The 16000-nt window shown below is 71.0% G+C and carries 15 protein-coding genes; 4 read left to right on the top strand and 11 right to left on the bottom strand.

All coding sequences use genetic code 11. From position 1 onward, the window contains the following. The first annotated feature begins 33 nt into the window (after positions 1 to 33). On the top strand, positions 34 to 675 hold the full coding sequence (locus tag ACTOWY_RS11995) for a TetR family transcriptional regulator (protein WP_441309859.1): 642 nt from the start codon (positions 34 to 36) through the stop codon (positions 673 to 675). A gap of 6 nt (positions 676 to 681) precedes the next feature. Here the strand turns inward: ACTOWY_RS11995 and ACTOWY_RS11990 are convergent, their stop codons facing one another. From ACTOWY_RS11990 to ACTOWY_RS11975, 4 genes are read right to left on the bottom strand one after another with little or no spacing between them, the layout of a single operon-like run. Further along, positions 682 to 1053, bottom strand: coding sequence for a hypothetical protein (locus ACTOWY_RS11990; protein WP_441309672.1), 372 nt, complete (start codon positions 1051 to 1053; stop codon positions 682 to 684). Beyond that, entirely contained in the window at positions 1050 to 3845 is a 2796-nt protein-coding gene (locus tag ACTOWY_RS11985) for an FtsK/SpoIIIE domain-containing protein (RefSeq protein WP_441309671.1), read from the bottom strand. Before ACTOWY_RS11985 ends, ACTOWY_RS11990 begins: the two co-directional genes overlap by 4 nt. Positions 3846 to 3875: 30 nt before the next feature. Further along, on the bottom strand, positions 3876 to 4127 hold the full coding sequence (locus tag ACTOWY_RS11980; protein WP_441309670.1) for a hypothetical protein: 252 nt from the start codon (positions 4125 to 4127) through the stop codon (positions 3876 to 3878). Between the two features lie 6 nt (positions 4128 to 4133). Further along, complete coding sequence (locus ACTOWY_RS11975; protein ID WP_247761607.1) at positions 4134 to 4394, bottom strand: hypothetical protein; 261 nt, start codon at positions 4392 to 4394, stop codon at positions 4134 to 4136. 241 nt (positions 4395 to 4635) lie between these two features. Here ACTOWY_RS11975 and ACTOWY_RS11970 point away from each other — a divergent pair, with 241 nt between their 5' ends. After that, complete coding sequence (locus tag ACTOWY_RS11970; protein WP_441309669.1) at positions 4636 to 6366, top strand: M14 family zinc carboxypeptidase; 1731 nt, start codon at positions 4636 to 4638, stop codon at positions 6364 to 6366. Here ACTOWY_RS11970 and ACTOWY_RS11965 read toward each other — a convergent pair. The 6 genes from ACTOWY_RS11965 to ACTOWY_RS11940 all read right to left on the bottom strand — a co-directional run bounded on the left by ACTOWY_RS11965 (position 6344) and on the right by ACTOWY_RS11940 (position 10128). Then, positions 6344 to 7174, bottom strand: a complete 831-nt coding sequence (locus ACTOWY_RS11965) for a hypothetical protein (RefSeq protein ID WP_441309668.1) — start codon at positions 7172 to 7174, stop codon at positions 6344 to 6346. The two genes, ACTOWY_RS11970 and ACTOWY_RS11965, sit on opposite strands and share 23 nt — an antisense overlap. Before the next feature lie 17 nt (positions 7175 to 7191). Then, a complete protein-coding gene (locus ACTOWY_RS11960) occupies positions 7192 to 7740 on the bottom strand; it encodes a carboxymuconolactone decarboxylase family protein (protein ID WP_441309667.1) in 549 nt (182 codons plus the stop codon). Between the two features lie 23 nt (positions 7741 to 7763). Further along, the gene (locus ACTOWY_RS11955; protein ID WP_441309666.1) at positions 7764 to 8516 is read right to left on the bottom strand and encodes an AraC family transcriptional regulator; all 753 of its coding nucleotides are present in this window, start codon (positions 8514 to 8516) and stop codon (positions 7764 to 7766) included. Further along, positions 8513 to 8812, bottom strand: a complete 300-nt coding sequence (locus tag ACTOWY_RS11950) for a putative quinol monooxygenase (RefSeq protein ID WP_441309665.1) — start codon at positions 8810 to 8812, stop codon at positions 8513 to 8515. The genes ACTOWY_RS11955 and ACTOWY_RS11950 overlap by 4 nt, the downstream gene beginning before the upstream one ends. 99 nt (positions 8813 to 8911) lie before the next feature. Further along, on the bottom strand, positions 8912 to 9589 hold the full coding sequence (locus ACTOWY_RS11945; protein ID WP_441309664.1) for a hypothetical protein: 678 nt from the start codon (positions 9587 to 9589) through the stop codon (positions 8912 to 8914). Beyond that, positions 9589 to 10128 (bottom strand): hypothetical protein, encoded by a 540-nt coding sequence (locus ACTOWY_RS11940; RefSeq protein WP_441309663.1) that lies wholly within the window; start codon positions 10126 to 10128, stop codon positions 9589 to 9591. Before ACTOWY_RS11940 ends, ACTOWY_RS11945 begins: the two co-directional genes overlap by 1 nt. Positions 10129 to 10304: 176 nt before the next feature. Between ACTOWY_RS11940 and ACTOWY_RS11935 the strand changes: the two genes are divergently transcribed. Together ACTOWY_RS11935 and ACTOWY_RS11930 are read left to right on the top strand one after the other, a co-directional pair. Then, positions 10305 to 14360, top strand: coding sequence for an AAA domain-containing protein (locus ACTOWY_RS11935; protein ID WP_441309662.1), 4056 nt, complete (start codon positions 10305 to 10307; stop codon positions 14358 to 14360). Then, positions 14360 to 15208: a hypothetical protein gene (locus tag ACTOWY_RS11930; protein WP_441309661.1), complete on the top strand. Its 849-nt coding sequence runs from the start codon at positions 14360 to 14362 to the stop codon at positions 15206 to 15208. Before ACTOWY_RS11935 ends, ACTOWY_RS11930 begins: the two co-directional genes overlap by 1 nt. Before the next feature lies 1 nt (position 15209). Here ACTOWY_RS11930 and ACTOWY_RS11925 read toward each other — a convergent pair whose 3' ends face one another. Then, positions 15210 to 15995 carry a transporter substrate-binding domain-containing protein gene (locus tag ACTOWY_RS11925; protein ID WP_441309660.1) on the bottom strand — a complete coding sequence of 262 codons (786 nt, stop codon included), beginning with the start codon at positions 15993 to 15995 and terminating at the stop codon, positions 15210 to 15212. Between the last annotated feature and the right edge of the window lie 5 nt (positions 15996 to 16000).

Below are 16000 nucleotides of genomic sequence, written 5' to 3'. Positions count from 1 at the left end.
GGCGACATCTGACGTAGACTGACGGATGTGAGCATGGTCAAAGACGAGCTGGGCCTGCGCGAACGCAAGAAGTTGCGCACCAAGAACGCGCTGGTCGACGCTGCCCTGGAGCTGTTCTTCGGCAAGGGATTCGAGGCCACCACGGTCGAGGAGATCGCCGCCGCGGTGGAGATCTCGCCGCGCACCTTCTTCCGGTACTTCGCCGGCAAGGAGGATGTGGCGCTGTCCCAGTTCGCCGAGATCGACGAGTTCTGCATCGCCGCGCTGGCCGAGCGCCCGGCCGATGAGCCGCCGGTGGCCGCCACCCGCGCCGCCTACCTGGCCATGTTCGACCACATCGCCGCCTTCGACGGCGGCCCGGCCCGCTACTGCGCCACCCACCGGCTGATCGGTCAGACGCCGACCCTGTTCGCCCGCTGGCTGTCCACCTCGGCGGTCTCCGAGCACCGGCTGGCCGAGGTCATCGCGGCGCGGCAGGGCGTGTCCGCGGCCGAGGACATCCGCTGCCGGCTGCTGATCCGGGTGCTGTGCGCGAGCGCGCGACTGGGCATGGAGGTGGCCTGCCAGCGCGGTTATTCGACCCTGGAGGAACTGCGGGCGCAGGTGATCGAGTCGATGGACCTGGGCATCGCGGGCCTGCCCGCCGCCTGGTCCAGCCCTGGCGAACGCTGGTGAGGCCGGTCAGTCCCGGCGCCGGATCAGCCCGCTTCGCTTGCGCAGCAACTCCTCCAGGGCCGTCTGCGCGGCTTTGATCCGCGCCGTGCGTTGTTCCATGCTCAGCCCGTCAGCGGGCAGCATCGGCTTGGGCAGCGGCTTCATCTGGAACCAGCGTTCCTCGTAGAACAGCTTGCCGACCTCGCGCCAGCTCTCCGCGAGCTGCTTCTCGGTCTCGGCGAGCTGCTGCTCGGCCTTCTCGTGCCGGTCCTTGGCCTGGCGGACCACCTCGGACAGTTCCTTGGCGCGTTCGGCGTCCACCTTCTGCATCCGGCGCACCGCCTCGTCCACCTGGCCGGTGATCGCCCGGTAGCGCTCGCTCGCGGACGGCTCGTTCACGGTTGGCCCTCCCCGCTGGCCTCTGCGGTGTCGAACGGGATGACGACCTCGGGCCGGGCGTGTTCGGCCCGGTCGAAGAACAGGCCGCGCCGGGGCCGCGGCGACCAGCTGATCAGCTGCCCGGCGGCCAGACTGGACAGGTCCGGCCCGTGTACATCCAGCGCCACCCAGGCGCCCAGGTCCTCGATGCCGCCGCCGAGGAAACCGCCCTTGAGCCGCTGCACGCTGCGCCACCAGCCGATGGTGTGGGTGGCCAGTTCGGGGCCGTGCTTGAGGATCTGCTTGAGACTGTCCACTCCGGACTGCCGGGTGCCCGGATCCTTCTGCTCCAGCAACGGATAGGCGGCGTCGATGGCGTAGAGCACCAGGTAGTGCGGGCGGGCCGGTTCGTTGTTGCCCGCGCCGCGTCCCGCCCGCGCGCCCAGGTCGGCGGCCAGCGCGTCCAGCGCGGCGCGCACCCCGTCGGTGTCGATCAGCTCGACCTCGTTGCCGGAGTCCTTGAGCGCGCAGGTCAGCGTCTCGGCCTGGGGCCGGGCGTCCTCGGCCACGCAGATCAGGGTGAACCTGGCCTCGCCGGGCAGGTGCTGCCGGGACAGCGACAGGGTGGCCGCGGCCAGCACGCTGGCGGCATCGCGCAGCACCGAGCCGAGGGCGGCGATGTTGCGGCCGGGGGTGCGGGCCAGGGTCACCCCGGCCGCACTGCCCGCCACGTCGATCACCTGGCCCAGCAGGGCAACCGGCGGCCTGCCGCGCCGCGGTTCCAGCAGCCGGAAATCCTCCACAGTGGACAGCGCGGGCACGTGGTCGCCGTCGAAGAGCCGGGGTTCGCCCAGGTGCGCCGGACGGCGTTGCCACAGCTCGACCTGGAGCGCGTCGAAGGTGCCGCGGCTGGTGGCGTCCGGGATGCGGGCGATCTCGTTGCCGTGCCGCACGCCGGAATCGTGGTTGATCACCGCGTGCCGCCGGGGGATCTCGATCGCGGCCTGGTTGGTCTCCACCAGCACCCGGCGCGCCTTGGGCAGCGCGATCCGCACGATGAACTGCTCGAAGATGGCGGGTTTGCCCCAGAACGCCTCGATGCCGGAGACGTCCTGGCTGGAGAGCACCAGGTGGATGCCCTGCGAGCGCCCGCGCCTTGCCACGTCCTCCAGCAGTCCGGCTGCCTGGTTGGTCACCGCGTCGCGTTCGGCGAAGAGGAACTGGAACTCGTCGATGACCGCCACGATCCGCGGCCAGCGCCCGTCCGGGTCCTCGGTGCGCAGCTCCTCCAGCTTGGTGACCTCGTGCCGTTTGGCCGCCTCGGCCCGGCGGCGCATCTCATCGGCCAGGTACTTCAGCAGCGCCAGCCCGAATTCGCGGTCGGCGTTGACGTTCACCCCGACCAGGCGGGCGTGCGGCAGCCAGCTGGGGTCCTTGCGACCGGGGGTGAACTGGGCGAAGGAGACGCCCTCCTTGAAGTCGAGCACGTACAGCTCGAGTTCGTCGGGGGAGTAGCGGGCGGTGAGGCTGCCCAGCATGGCGTAGAGGAAGTTGGTCTTGCCGGAACCGCTGGGCCCGCCGATCAGCGCGTGCGGCGAGGAGTCGCCCAGGTGCAGCAGCACGTCCTGGCCGTCGCTGCGGCCGATCGGCGCGCTCACCCCGGTGGCGGAGTGCTCGGCCCAGCGGGTCTCGGGCAGCAGGTCGGCGAAGGTGCACACCCGGCTGCGCCGCTCCAGCAACGCGTCCGCGATGGCCCCGCAGGCCACCGGCACCCGGTCCCGGGGCAGCGGATCGTCCAGGGTGACGGTGGCGTGCTCGCCGGTCATGCTGGCGGTGACGGTGCCGTCCCGGTGCAGTTCCACGGTTTCCAGCGGGCTGTTCACCGACAGCCGCATGTCCACCATGATCAGCTGGATGCCGCAGGCCAGTCCGTTGCGGGCGACCCGCTGCAACTGCTGGCGGAGCTGATCGTCCAGGTCCTCCCGGTTGCCGAAGAGGATCGCGATCCGCCACGGTTCCGAACGTTTGCCGGTGGCCGAGGTCAGCGCGCGCAGCGAGGCGTGCCCGTCGACCAGGATCCGGGTGTGCACCCGGCGGATGTGCTCGGAGAACTCGGTGAGCAGGTCCTGCAACCGGCTCGGGTCGTGCACGGTGAGCAGTCCGGCGCGGGCCAGCGGGTACAGGCCGGGCAGCGAGCCGGTGAACTGGCCGGTGTCCCACACGTGCACCTGCACCAGGCCGGGCTGGAAGTAGGACAGGGCGCGCAGCACCAGCGTTTCCACCAGTGCCTCGGCGTGCATCCGGGTGCTGTGGTCGGAGAGCACGTGCAGGTGGCCGTGGTCCAGCAACGGCAGCGCGGCCGGGAACTCCTCGGCCAGCGAGGCGTCCTCGATCCGGGCCGAGCCGATCCGCCACAGCCCCGGCGCCGGGGTGCTGCCGTCGTGCGTGCCGGGCCTGCCCAGCCAGTGTTCCCAGTGGTCCCCGGCCGAGCCGGGCGCGTGCTCGCGCACCAGTTCGGTCAGGGTGGCCGGGCCGTTTCCGGTCCACTGCGCGAAAACCTGTTCGTGTTCGGCCAGCGCGTGCTCGGCCAGCGGGCGCAGCGCCGGGTCGGCCTGCTGCCCGGCGAAGGCCGGATCCGCCTGCACCGCACGGATTCCGTGCTTGCGCAGGGTCAGCTCGAACTCGGCCCGGCGATGCTGCGCCTCGGCGACGGTGTGCTCCTGCCTGGCCGCGCCCAGCGCCATCGCCACCGCGTCGTGGAACTCGCCGAAGACCTCGCCGATCCGCGCCCGCCGCTCGATTTTCTTGCTCACGCCGCACCGCCCAAGATCACGCCGCCAGTCTCACAGGGAGGTCATCAGGCCTTCCACCCGGTCCAGCGCCGCGCCGAGCAGTTCCACGCTGCGCTGGTGCTGGGTGCTGGCGCCGAGCAGTTCGGGCGGGGTCAACGACTCGGAGTGGTGCTTGCCGATCTTGCTCAGCACGGCGAGGGACTCCCCGATCAGCTCATCGGCCTCGGTGAGACCCCGGTGCGCCTGGAGCAACTGCTCCCGCACCGAGCCCAGGACGGCCAGCACCTCCGCGATAGAGGACACCGGCGCCTACAGCCGGTTGGCGTAGCCCTCGGCGGTGCTGATCGCGCTCTGCACCTGGTTCTGCGTCTCGCCAATGCTCGACACGGCCTGGGAGAGCAGGTTGGCGGCCTGTTCGGCATCGGCCTGGCTGCTGCCCTGGGTGACCTGGTGCAGTGCGTTCTGGGCCTGCTCAAGGGCTGTCGCGGCCTGTTGCAGGGCGCCGATGCTCTCCTGCGCCTTCTCGGTGGCCAGCGAGATCCCGTTGCGAACCTGCTCCACACTTGCCATCTCGCGCCCAGCTCCTCCATGCGTTTCCAGCCGTGCCACGGACATGGCACGGCTTATTTAGTTGAAGGTAGTACCCAAACACCTCCTCAGTACAACCAAGATCGGGTTGATTTCCACCGCCATTGGGGTGAGGGCGGGGACTACGCGCCGTGCCGTCCACCCGCCATCCGGGGCTTGCTCCAGGTCACGGGCGCATCACAGGATCAGGCGGTACTGATCCTCTGGAAGGACGGTTGCTCACATGGCGAAACGCCTTTCCGTGCTGCGCACCGCGCTGGCCGCCACCGTGGTCGCCGCGGCCGCGCTGCTGCCGGCGCCCGCGCTGGCGCAAGGCTCTGCCGCCGACGCGGCGCAGATCCTGCACGTCACCGCCCCCGGCGACCCGGCTGAACTGGGCCGCAAGCTGGCCGAGGCCGGTCTGGACGTCCTGGGCCGGGAGGGCTCGGCGATCCTGGTCCTGCGCCAGGACGGCGTGACCGGCACGCTGGCCGGGCTCGGCGCGCGCACGGTCCGGGTCCAGCAGGTCCCCGCCGCGGCCACCCCGCGTGCGGCCGCGGCCTACCCGAAGCCGAAACGACTGGCGGGCAAGGAGTATCCGACGTTCTACGGCGGCTACCGCACGGTCGAGGGTTTTCACTCCTTCGTGGCCGACGTGGCCAAGCACTACCCGGACCTGACCAAGCGGGTGGCCTACGGCCAGTCCTGGCAGCGTCAGCGGGACCCGGCAAAGGGCAACCAGCTGGAAGCGCTGTGCATCACCGCGGAGGCCTGGCGCGGCTGTGAGCTGAAGCCGGATTCGGCCAAGCCGCGGTTCCTGCTGATGGCCCAGATCCACGCCCGCGAGGTGACCACCAGCGAGCAGGCCTGGCGGTTCATCACCCGGCTGCTCGACGGCGCCTACGGCGAGGCCGAGGTGGCCGCGCTGCTGGGCGGCACCGAGGTGTGGGTGGTGCCGCAGGTCAACCCGGACGGCATCGGCGTGGTCCAGGACGGTCTGACCAACGCGGGCACCTCGGCGAACAGTTCGGCCTGGCAGCGCAAGAACCTCAACGACAGCAACAGCGTCACCCCGTGCCCCGGTCCGTGGAGCAGCAACCACGAGGGCATCGACCTCAACCGCAACTGGGACTCCCGCTGGGGCGGGGTGGGCACCTCGGGCAACGCCTGCGCGCAGACCTACCGTGGCCCGAAGGCGGCCAGCGAGCCGGAAACGCACCAGCTGGCCGGGCTGTTCGAGAAGCTGTTCCCGGACCAGCGCGGCCCTGCGGAGACCGACGCCGCCCCGGCGACCACCCGGGGCGCGATGATCACCCTGCACACCTACGGCAACCTGGTGCTGATGCCCTGGGGCCACGACCCGAAGGTCAAGACCCCCAACGACGCCGGGCTGCGCTCGATGGCCTTCCGGATGAGCGGTTACAACGGCTACAACACCGGTCAGCCGGGCGAGGTGCTCTACAACGTCACCGGCGCGGCCGATGACTGGGCCTACGACAAGCTGGGCATCGCCGGGTTCACCTTCGAGATCGGTCCGAACAGCGGTGAGTGCAACGGCTTCCACCCGGCCTACAGCTGCCAGGACAAGTTCTGGGAGCTGAACAAGGACGCGCTGCTCTACGCGGCCAAGTCGGCCCGGCAGCCCTACGTCTCCACGCTGGGCCCGACCGTGTCCGGCCTGACCGTCAAGCGCGGCCTGTTCAGCGTCGAGGTCAGCGCCAAGGCCGATGACAACGCCTACGGCACCGTCGGTGTGGGCCGCCCGGCCGCGCAGAAGGTGGTCGAGGCGGAGATCTACCTGGACCGCGCGCCATGGAACGGCGGCCACGCCCGGCCGCTGAAGATCAACGGCGACGGCGCGACGGTGGAACTGGGTGGCAAGGCGGGTGCCTGGGGCCTGGAGCGACTGGCCTACGTGCGGGCCAAGGACGCCGACGGCAACTGGGGCCCGTTCACCTCGGCGTGGGTGAAGTAGCCAGTTCCTGGGCACCGGCCGGTCCGGCGCTGAGCTGCAGGGCGATCACGCCCGCACTCGGCGCCGGGTCGGCCGACCAGTAGCTGGCCGCGTGCTCGCCGTCCCATTCCAGCTCGGACCAGTTGTCCTGGCCGATCCGGGCCATCGCGTCCTTGAGCGCGGTCGCGGTGTCGCCGGGCACCAGCCCGAGGTCGAACTCGACCCCGAGCACCCCTGGTCCGCACGGGGTGAAGTCGGTCAGCTCGCCGTCGTGGGTGATCCGGCTGGCCACCGCCCTGGCCTGCCACTCCGCCCCGGCCCGCCGGTCCGCGGCCACGTCGACGGACAGCCGCAACCGCTGCACCGGCCCGTCCGGCAGCGCCACCGGCTCCGGTTCGGGGAACACCTCGTCCGGATCCTCGGCGGCCGGTTCCGGCACCAGTAGCGGACTCGCGCCCAGCCAGGCCTCCACCAGCACCCGCTCGCCACCGGGCACCAGCTGGGTGATCAGGTCGGGATCGTCCAGCACGGTCCAGGCGGTGGGTAGCTCGCAGGACACCCTCGGCACGCTGACATCGGGTCCCAGCGCGCGCACGAAGGTGCGCACCGCCCTGGACAACGCGCCCGCGTCACTGGCCGCGGCCCGCTCGTCACTCGGCTGGCTGATCGTCACCGACCAGCAGCCCGGCTCCTCATCGGAGCAGTCACCCGCCTCGACGATCCGCCCGCCGCCCAGCGCGACCAGCCCCAGACAGGCATTCCTGGCCTGGGACTCGTTCTCGGCGGCGACCACCACGGTGATCAGCAGCTCCAGCTCGTCTTCCACCATCGCGGGTCAATTGTCCCTCAGTGGTGTGAACAGGAGGTGCGGTGGGCCTCTTCCGCGGCCAGCACCACCCCCGCCGCGTGCACCACGGCCGCCACCCGCAACATCTCGTGCACCGCGTCCACCCCGGCCCCGGCCGCGCGCGCCTTGCGCTCATGCAGCTCAAGGCACACCTCGCACCCGTTGACCGCGCTGACCGCCACGCACCACAACTCGAAGTCGCCCTTGTCCACCCCCGGCCGCGCCACCACCCGCATCCGCAACCGCGCCGGCGCCTTCAGATACTCCTCCGCGCCCAGCAGATGCTTGGCCCGGTAGTAGACGTTGTTCATCGCCATCACCGCGCCCGCCGCCCTGGCCGCATCCCACGCCTGCGCCGACAACTGCTCGCGGGCCTCAGCCACCAGCCCCGCCAGCGCCCCCGTCTGGCCACCGTTGAGCGCCACCGCGACCACCGCGCCCCAGAGCCGCTGCGCGTTCAGCACGGACTCCCCGAGCACCGACTCCAGGTTGGCCCGGATGTCCTCGGCGTAGTCCGGCATCGCCGCCAGCACCGACCGCAACGTCATCCGCGAAACGCTAGTCCAGCAGCTCAGCCCTGGCAGCTGGCGCGGTACTCCGTCGGGGTGCGGCCGGTCAGCTCCAGGAAGGCCGCGTTGAACGCCGACAGCGAGGCATAGCCGACCCGGAAGGCCACCTCGGTCACCGGGGCGTCCCCGGCCACCAGCTCCTCGATCGCGCGCGCCAGCCGCATCCGGCGCAATACCGCCCGCCAGGTCATCCCGGTCTCCCCGGCGAACCGGCGGGCCAGCGACCGGGGCGTCAGCCCCACCCGCGCCGCCACCTCCTCGAAGCGCACCTCCTCGCCGAGCCGCGCCTCGGTCAGCCGCAGCGCCAGCCGCAGCTCCGGTGACCGCCCCTCCGGGATGATGACCGGGCTGGGCTGCTCGGCCAGCCGCCAGGTCACCGCGGCCAGGGCGGCGAACATGGTCTCCGCGTAGGGCGGCAGCACCTGCTCGGGATCGCCCCACTCGCCGCACTCGGCCACCAGGCACCGGGCCAGGGGACTGAGGTCGAACACGGCCAGCGGCGCGGGCGGCGGCGGGGCGAACCCGGTGTCGAAGAGCACCGAGGCGGTGCGAACCGGCCGCGGAATGCTCACCTGGATCGGCCGCCCCGCCTCGACCAGCGCGGCCCTGGCCGGCGGCAGCAGCCACACCTGGCCTTCCGCCGCCAGCCGCAGGGCCCCGGCCGAGGCGTACAGCAGGTAGTGCCGGTCGGTGCGCAGTTCCCGGGCGGGCCCGGCCTCGACCTCCCGCACGAAGCTGTACGCCTTGGCCGTCATCCGATCTCGACCGGCTCGGCCAGGAAACGTCGGCTCACCGGCGCCCCGACGGTGAGCGGCCGGACCACCGCGCCGAAGCTGGCGAAGGACTCCGAGGCCAGGTAGCCGCGGAAGGACTCCACGTCCACCCACTCGTGCAGCACGGTGATCTGTCCGTCGTCCTCCCGCGAGGCGAAAATCCGGAAATCGCGGTTGCCCGGCATGGCCCGCACCCGGTCCCGTTCGGCGTCGAACTGGGCGAGCGCGGCGACCCGGTCGGCGGGCGCGGTGCTGAAATCTACGGTGGCGATCACCATGTGGACCTCCTCGGTCGTGGTTGCTGAGGAAATCCTCGCCCGGACACCACCTGTCACGCTGCCGCCAGTCTGACAGGTTCACGCTGCTATCGGACAGCCCTAGTCCAGCAGCTCAGCCACCCACACCCGCCGCTCCGGCTCCCACCGCGCCTGCCCGCCCCCGGTGAAGTGCACCGCGATCAGCCCATCCGTCCACGGCGTCGCCGACTCCACTCGCGCCACCGGCCCGATCTGGCCGTACCGCCGCACGAACATCCCCTCGGCCAGCTCCGCCGCGGTGATCCGCGCGTGGTTGCGCACGCGGGAGGCGGGCCGCAACTTGACCACGGTGAGCTTCCAGAGGCCGTAGCCCAGCGCGGTGGTCAGCAGCGGCCACAACGGGCTGCCTGCCAGGAAGCCCAGCGACACCAGGAAACCGCCGACCGCGCTGAGCAGTCCGGAGCTGACCGGCCGGTTGCCGATGAGCAGCCAGCCGTGCGTGCGCACCAGTCCGTTGTCGAGCTGCCCGCGCCAGGATCCGTGGCCTGCCGGGATCTCGTTCTCGCCGAAGGCCATGGTGGGCGGGGTGTCGGCGGCCGCGGCGGCCCGGTCCACGGTCGCGTCGTCGACCGGGAACCGGTGGCTGCACGCGGTGCAGGCCAGGGTCAGCCCGGTGCCCGCCTCCCGGTCGCTGAACAGGCCGAGCACCCCGTGCCCCTGCGGACAGCGGTAGGCCACCGGATTGGTCGGCGCCTGCCAGGCGCGCAGCGCGCGCACCGCGTCGGTCGCATTCGTCATCACGCGGACCTCCAGCGCAACCGGCCGTCACTGGCCGGGGCGCACACCATGGGTTTGCCGGTCTTGGAGACGCCGACCGCGCCCGCGGTCGAGCAGAACGCGCCGGGAGTCACCACGCCGCCAGGCGGTTTCTGACTGCTGGGCGGGGGCGGCGGCTTCGGCGTGCTGGCCCTGGTCGTCCGCGGCGGTGGCGGTGGCGCGGCCTTGGTGGTCCGGCCGCCGGGCGGGGCCGGTGGCGGCTCCGCCGAGGTCGGCGGCACCGGCTCGGTGCTGCTGACTACCGTGGTCGTGCCGGTGACCGAGCTGAGGGCGACGCTGGTCGTGGTGGTCCCGGCGGTCGTGGTGGACAGGGGGATGGTCGAGCCTGCGGGCGTGGCGGCCACACTGGTCACCGGCGGCAGCGGCCCGCGGACCGCGCCCACCGTGCCGATCAGCCCGACGAGCAACAGCAATCCACCGGCGAAGATCGACAGTCCACGTTTCCAGTTCGCGGTCGACCACCACCACAGGCGAAACCGCCCAGGTTCCTCTTCAGGCACTTCGACCCCTTGCTGTCCCGATTTACCGAGCAGAGATGGTTATCAGGTCGCCGAACCATCGCCCGTTGTTACCGGGTTCGACCAATCGGGTTCGAAATGGTCTCGATCGCCCGGATGCCGAAACGTCCTGGCCCGTTCGGTCGAAAAGACAACCTAGGGGCGAGAGGGGACTGCGGGTGAGCACGACTGTCGACACGCGGATTGAGGCTGTCCGGCGCCGGGCCGAGGACTGGGCCGATGAGCTGATCGATCTGAGCCATCGGAACACGCTGTTGCGCTACAAGGACAGCAAGACCGGGACGGTGGACCTGACCGAGGCCGACCCGGCCGCGCTCACCGCGTTGTTCGGGCTCCGCAAGACAAAACTGGGCCTGCTGCTCACCGATCCGGAAGCGCATAAGAAGGCCTGCGCGAGCGCCAGGACATTGCGCCGGAAGATCATCGCGTTGCAGGAGGAGCAGGGCGTCGAGGCCGGTTACCTGGCCAATGGCCTGCTCTGCGTGGAACCACCGGTCACCAGGGGCACCACGCCGGTGCAGCGGCTGCGCGCCCCGTTGCTCATGCAGAGCGTCGAGGTGCACGCGCGCACGGCGGCCGAGACGGATTTCACCCTGGAACTCACCGGCGAGGCCGAGATCAATCCGGTGCTGCTTTACGCGCTCAACCGGGACTTCGGCGTGGACATCGACGCCGAGGAGGTCGCGGAGAAAATCACCGCGCTGCTCGCCGAGATCGAGGATCCGATCATCCGGCTGGAACGCGCTTATCAGGCAATCGCCGAGATCACCGGTCAGCAACGATTGGCGACAACTCTGGAGAAGCGCGTTCTGCTCGGCGTGTTCAGCTTCGACAAGCTGCCGATGGTGCGCGACCTGCAGAACTCGATTGAGTTGCTGGCCGAACACGACATCATCGCCGCGGCCGCCGGGTACGCACCGGCGATCGCCGCACTTCGTGAGGTGCCAACCGCGGACGGACTGCCGGATGCGAACACGATCCGGCCTGCCGAGGAGTTCCTGGTGCAGGACACCGACTCCTCCCAGCAACGGGCCATCACCGCGGCGCTGGCCGGAAAGCACGCGATCATCGAAGGCCCGCCGGGGACCGGGAAGAGCCAGACCATCGCCAACGTCATCGCGGGCATGGCGGCCCGCGGCAAGCGGGTGCTGTTCGTGGCGGAGAAGCGGGCCGCGATCGAGGCGGTCACCCAGCGGCTGGCACAGGTCGGTCTGGACGGGCTGGTGTTCGACCTGCACGAGCAGCGGATCAACCGCAAGCGGGTGGCCCAGCAGATCTCCGACCGGCTGGACGAGGCGGGCCGGGTGCTCTCGCCCCAGCTCGGCGACCTGCACGAGCGGCTGGTGCAGCGCCGAAGCGAAGCACAGGCGCATCCGGCCGAGCTGCACCAGGTCCGGGAGCCCTGGGGTGTCTCCGCCTTCGACATCCAGTGCCGGTTGCTGGACCTGCCCGCAGGCGCGGCCAGCCGGGTCAGGTTCGGCGCGACCGAACTGGCCAGGCTCACCGGTGAGGACCTGTCCGGCCTGGTCGACGCGGTGAAGAACTTCGTCGACCTCGGCGGTCCGCGGGTTCGCCGTGGCGAGTCGCCGTGGTCGCGGTCCGCCGTGGTCAGCGCGGAGGAGGTGCGGACCGTGCTGGCCAGCCTGCACGAGCTGGCAGGCAGCGGCCTGCGCGAGGCCAGGAGCGAGTTGCGGGCACTCGTCGGCAGGGCGGGGCTGCGCAGGCCGGACACCATGAACGGCTGGCAGGACACCCTCGCGCTGCTCAACGACGTCACCGGATCGGTGGCCGCCTTCACCGAGAAGGTGTTCAGCACCGAGCTGGACCGCTGGCGCTACGCCACCGCGGATCGCCGCTGGCGCAAGGCAAACCGGCAACCGATCGGCTTCTGGGCCCGGCGCGCGCTGTGCAAGGAGATCCGGTCGATGAGCCAGCAGGGCTTGCGGGAGCGGCGATCCCTGCACGAGGCACTGAACGCCGCGGTGAACCAGCGCGATCGCTGGCGGGCCGCCGCTGTCGACGGCGGCGAACCGGCCTCGGTGTTCGGGCTGGCCGAGGCCACCCAGCGGTACGCGCGCTGGCGGGATCAGCTCGCCGCGGTCTCGCTGTGCGCGCGGCTGGACAACGTGGACGCCACCCCGACCGCGGAGGTCGACGACCGGGTGGCCAAGCTGCGTGGCGACGTCGACACCCTGCACCGGATGCCGGAGCTGAACGCGCTGACCGCCAGGCTGGAGAGCCTGGGACTCGGCCAGCTGCTGGACGAGGTGACCGAGCGGGCGGCGGATCCGGCAACGGCCGAGCAGGTCTTCCGGTGGGCCTGGCTGACCTCGGTGCTGGAGGAGCTGAAGCTACGGGTGCCACGGCTGGCCCGGTTCGCCGGAGCGCAGCACTCCCGGCTGGTCGAGGAATTCCGCACCGCCGACGAGCAGCACCGCCGGAGTTCGGCCGACCGGGTGCGGCGGGTGCTGGCCACCAGACTGCGCGAAGTCAGCGACGCCCAGCCCGACCAGCGCAGGCTGGTGCGGGACCAGGCTGCCCGCAAACGCGGCCACATGTCCTTGCGCAGGCTGGTCGAGAAGAGTTCCGACGTGCTGCTGGCCGCCTTCCCCTGCTGGGCGATGTCGCCACTGGTGGTCAGTCGGGTGCTGCCCGCGGCCAAGCTGTTCGACCTGGTCATCTTCGATGAGGCCAGCCAGGTGGAGCCGCACGACGCGATGGCCTCGATCATGCGCGGCCGCAGGCTGGTGGTGGCCGGGGACGACAAGCAGTTGCCGCCCTCGGACTTCTTCCGCCGCACCCTCAGCGGCGCGGACACCACCGAGGACGAGGAGGACGAAGGCGACCTGCGCGTCTACGAGTCGATCCTGGAACGGCTGAAGAGCCTGATCCCCGACCCCGACCACTACCTGCTGCGCTGGCACTACCGCAGCCGGGACGAACGGCTGATCGCCTTCTCCAACAAGGAGATCTACCAGGAGAGCCTGGTGACCTTCCCCGGCGCGCAGGCGGTGAGCCCGCTGAGCCTGCACGTGGTGGACGGGGTGGCCAGGCCGGGCCAGGACGGTTCGGCGGTGGCCGAGGTCGACGAGGTGGTCCGGCTGGTGCTGGCGCACGCCGAGCAGCGGCCCGCGGAGAGCCTCGGCGTGATCGCGATGAGTCAGAAGCACGCCGACCGGATCGACGCGGCACTGCGGGCGGCGCGGCCGGGGCGGCCGGAGCTGGACGGGTTCTTCTCCGATGAGAAGAGCCTGGCCGAGCGGTTCTTCGTGAAGAACCTGGAACGGGTGCAGGGCGATGAGCGGGACGCGATCATCCTCAGCATCGGCTACGCCAAGAAGGCCGACGGCAGGCTGCCGATGACCTTCGGCCCGGTGAACAAGGAGGGCGGCCAGCGGCGGCTCAACGTCGCGGTGACCAGGGCCAAACGCCGGATGAGCGTGGTTAGTTCGTTCTCCCACCTGGACCTGGACCAGAACCGGACCAGCGCGCTGCCGCACCCAGGGGTGGAGCTGCTGCGCCGGTTCCTCGCCTTCGCCGCGACCGGCGGTGAGCTGGACCTGGTCGGCACGGTCGGCGACGCCGAGCTGAACGGGTTCGAGCGCGCGGTGCTGCACGCGCTGGTGGCCGCGGGCGTGCCGGTGACCCCGCAGTGGGGTGTGTCGGACTACCGGATCGACTTCGCGCTGGCCCACCCGGACCAGCCAGGCCGGATGGTGCTCGCGGTGGAGACCGACGGCGAGCGCTACCACCGCGCGCACACCGCCAGGGACCGGGACCGGTTGCGGCAGAACCACCTGGAGCAGCTCGGCTGGCGATTCCACCGGCTGTGGTCCACCGAGTGGTTCCGCGATCCCGCGGCCGAGACCGAGCGCATCACGCGCGCCTGGCGGCAGGCGGTGGCCGAGGCCGATCGCGCCCCCGACCCCAGACCGGCCCCGGTGGAGCGGCCCGTCCCGGCGCCGGAGAACGGCCTGCCGCGCGGCGAGCGACCGGACGTTCCGAGCGGATTCAAGATCGCGGAGTACTCCGACCGGGAGCTGCTGGCGGTGGCTCGCTGGCTGCTGCGGGACGGCCTTGAGCGGGAACGGGACACCCGGCTGGAGGAGGTCATGCGCGAACTGGGTTTCCAGCGCCGGGGCAAGAACATCGTGGACCGGATCAACCTGGCCCTGGCGCAGGCCCAGACCGAACGCAAGCGCAGGGGGCTGTGATGTTCCGGTTGGACCCGAAGACCGTGGAGCGGCTGGCGCGGACCATCTGCGACCTGGACGGGCCGTACGAACGCCGTGGCCGGGAGCTGGAGACGCTGCTGGCGCACGCGGGCTGGCGCAACCCGCCGGACTACGACGGCAGCCCCCGGGTGCCGTGGCTGACCGAGGAGCTGAACGCGCGGGCGGGCGACCGCGGCGAGGTCGAACGACTGCTGTGCCGGGTCTGCGATCCGCTGGAGTACGAGGGCGGGGCGGAGTCCGCGGCGGCGGTGCGGCAGGAGATCAACCGGGTGCTGGCACCGGAGCGGCTGGTGGTCAGTCACACCGACGGCAGACCGGTGCTCGGCGAGTTGCTGCCCGATCGCGCGGTCCCGGTGTACGTGCGGACCAGCGAGCTGGAAGGCAGGCTGCTGCGGTTGATCGAGGACCGCGAATCGGTCGACCTGCTGGTGTCCAGGGCGGCCGAGGCGAAGATCTGCGAGTCCAACGGCGCGTACGTGATGGCGCTCATCGGCATCGGCAGCTTTGTCGAGGGCGTGTTGTTCTCGGTGCTGACCGAACGGGACGAGGAGATCAGGGAGCTGGGTTTCGCCAACGGGCACAACGGAAAACGGATCCCGGCCGAGCGCGCGCCGTTGCAGCGGCTGATCGACGTGGCGCACGAGAAGGGCTGGATCCAGATGGACGCCAAGGAGTTCGCGCACAAGGTGCGGGACTACCGCAACTTCGTGCACCCGCGCGCGCAGATCGACAAGGGCCTGGTGCCGGACCGGGACACGCTGATGATGTGCTGGGCCCCGGTGCAGGCCGTGCTCAACGACCTGGAGGCCGCGCTGCTGCCGCGCTGACTCAGCCCAGCCAGGGCTTGCTGATCCGCGCCCAGGTCCCGTCGTGCAGGGCCAGGTTCAGCCACTGGTCCACCCACTGCTGGAACACCACGTCGCCCAGTGGCAGCAGGTAGGCCTTCTCGCTGAAGGTGAACGGCGCTTCCGGGTGCACCGCGCACAACTCCGGGCGTTGCCTTGCCTGCCAACGGGTTTCGGTCGCATCGGTCATCATCAGGTCCACCCGGCCTGCCACGATCTCGTCGAAGATCGTGTTGTTGTCCGGGTGCACGACGATGGTGGCGCGCTTCAGCGTGGCGCGGGCGAACTGCTCGTTGGTGCCGCCGGGGTTGACCACCGCGCGTACGCCGGGCTGGTCGATCTGCGCCAGGGTCTGGAAGCGGTCCTTGTTCTCGCAGCGGGTGATCGGGGTTTTGCCGTCGCGCACGTAGGGCTTGCTGAAGAAGGCCTGCCGGGCGCGGTCCAGAGTGATCGAGATGCCGCCGACGGCGATGTCGCAGTGCCTGCGGAAGTCGGGCAGCAGGGTGGACCAGGTGGTGGGGACGATCTTGAGGCGGACGCCGAGGCGGGTGGCCAGGTCGCGGGCCAGGTCCAGGTCGATGCCGGTCCAGGCGCCGTCCGGGGCGCGGTAGGTGAACGGGCGGTAGTCGCCGGTGCTGCACACCCGCAGCTCACCGCGCGCGGTCACCTGGTCCAGGCGGCCGCGCACCCCGGTGTCACCGGCCGGGGCGGCGGCGGCTCCGCCGATCAGCAACAGGCCAAGCACCAGCGGCAGGATCCTGGACCTCATCGGCG

The organism is Crossiella sp. CA198, from assembly GCF_052078295.1.
In the GTDB taxonomy this organism is placed as follows: domain Bacteria; phylum Actinomycetota; class Actinomycetes; order Mycobacteriales; family Pseudonocardiaceae; genus Crossiella.
Note: the sequence above shows the minus strand (reverse complement) of the source record. Positions and strands in the feature narration are given on the sequence as shown.

Excerpts from the sequence above, each read along its gene's own strand:
- ACTOWY_RS11995 (WP_441309859.1), top strand. The coding sequence starts at position 34 with ATGGTCAAAGACGAGCTGGGCCTGCGCGAACGCAAGAAGTTGCGCACC.
- ACTOWY_RS11975 (WP_247761607.1), bottom strand. The coding sequence starts at position 4,394 with ATGGCAAGTGTGGAGCAGGTTCGCAACGGGATCTCGCTGGCCACCGAG.
- ACTOWY_RS11970 (WP_441309669.1), top strand. The coding sequence starts at position 4,636 with ATGGCGAAACGCCTTTCCGTGCTGCGCACCGCGCTGGCCGCCACCGTG.
- ACTOWY_RS11965 (WP_441309668.1), bottom strand. The coding sequence starts at position 7,174 with ATGGTGGAAGACGAGCTGGAGCTGCTGATCACCGTGGTGGTCGCCGCC.
- ACTOWY_RS11960 (WP_441309667.1), bottom strand. The coding sequence starts at position 7,740 with ATGACGTTGCGGTCGGTGCTGGCGGCGATGCCGGACTACGCCGAGGAC.
- ACTOWY_RS11955 (WP_441309666.1), bottom strand. The coding sequence starts at position 8,516 with ATGACGGCCAAGGCGTACAGCTTCGTGCGGGAGGTCGAGGCCGGGCCC.
- ACTOWY_RS11950 (WP_441309665.1), bottom strand. The coding sequence starts at position 8,812 with ATGGTGATCGCCACCGTAGATTTCAGCACCGCGCCCGCCGACCGGGTC.
- ACTOWY_RS11945 (WP_441309664.1), bottom strand. The coding sequence starts at position 9,589 with ATGACGAATGCGACCGACGCGGTGCGCGCGCTGCGCGCCTGGCAGGCG.
- ACTOWY_RS11930 (WP_441309661.1), top strand. The coding sequence starts at position 14,360 with ATGTTCCGGTTGGACCCGAAGACCGTGGAGCGGCTGGCGCGGACCATC.
- ACTOWY_RS11925 (WP_441309660.1), bottom strand. The coding sequence starts at position 15,995 with ATGAGGTCCAGGATCCTGCCGCTGGTGCTTGGCCTGTTGCTGATCGGC.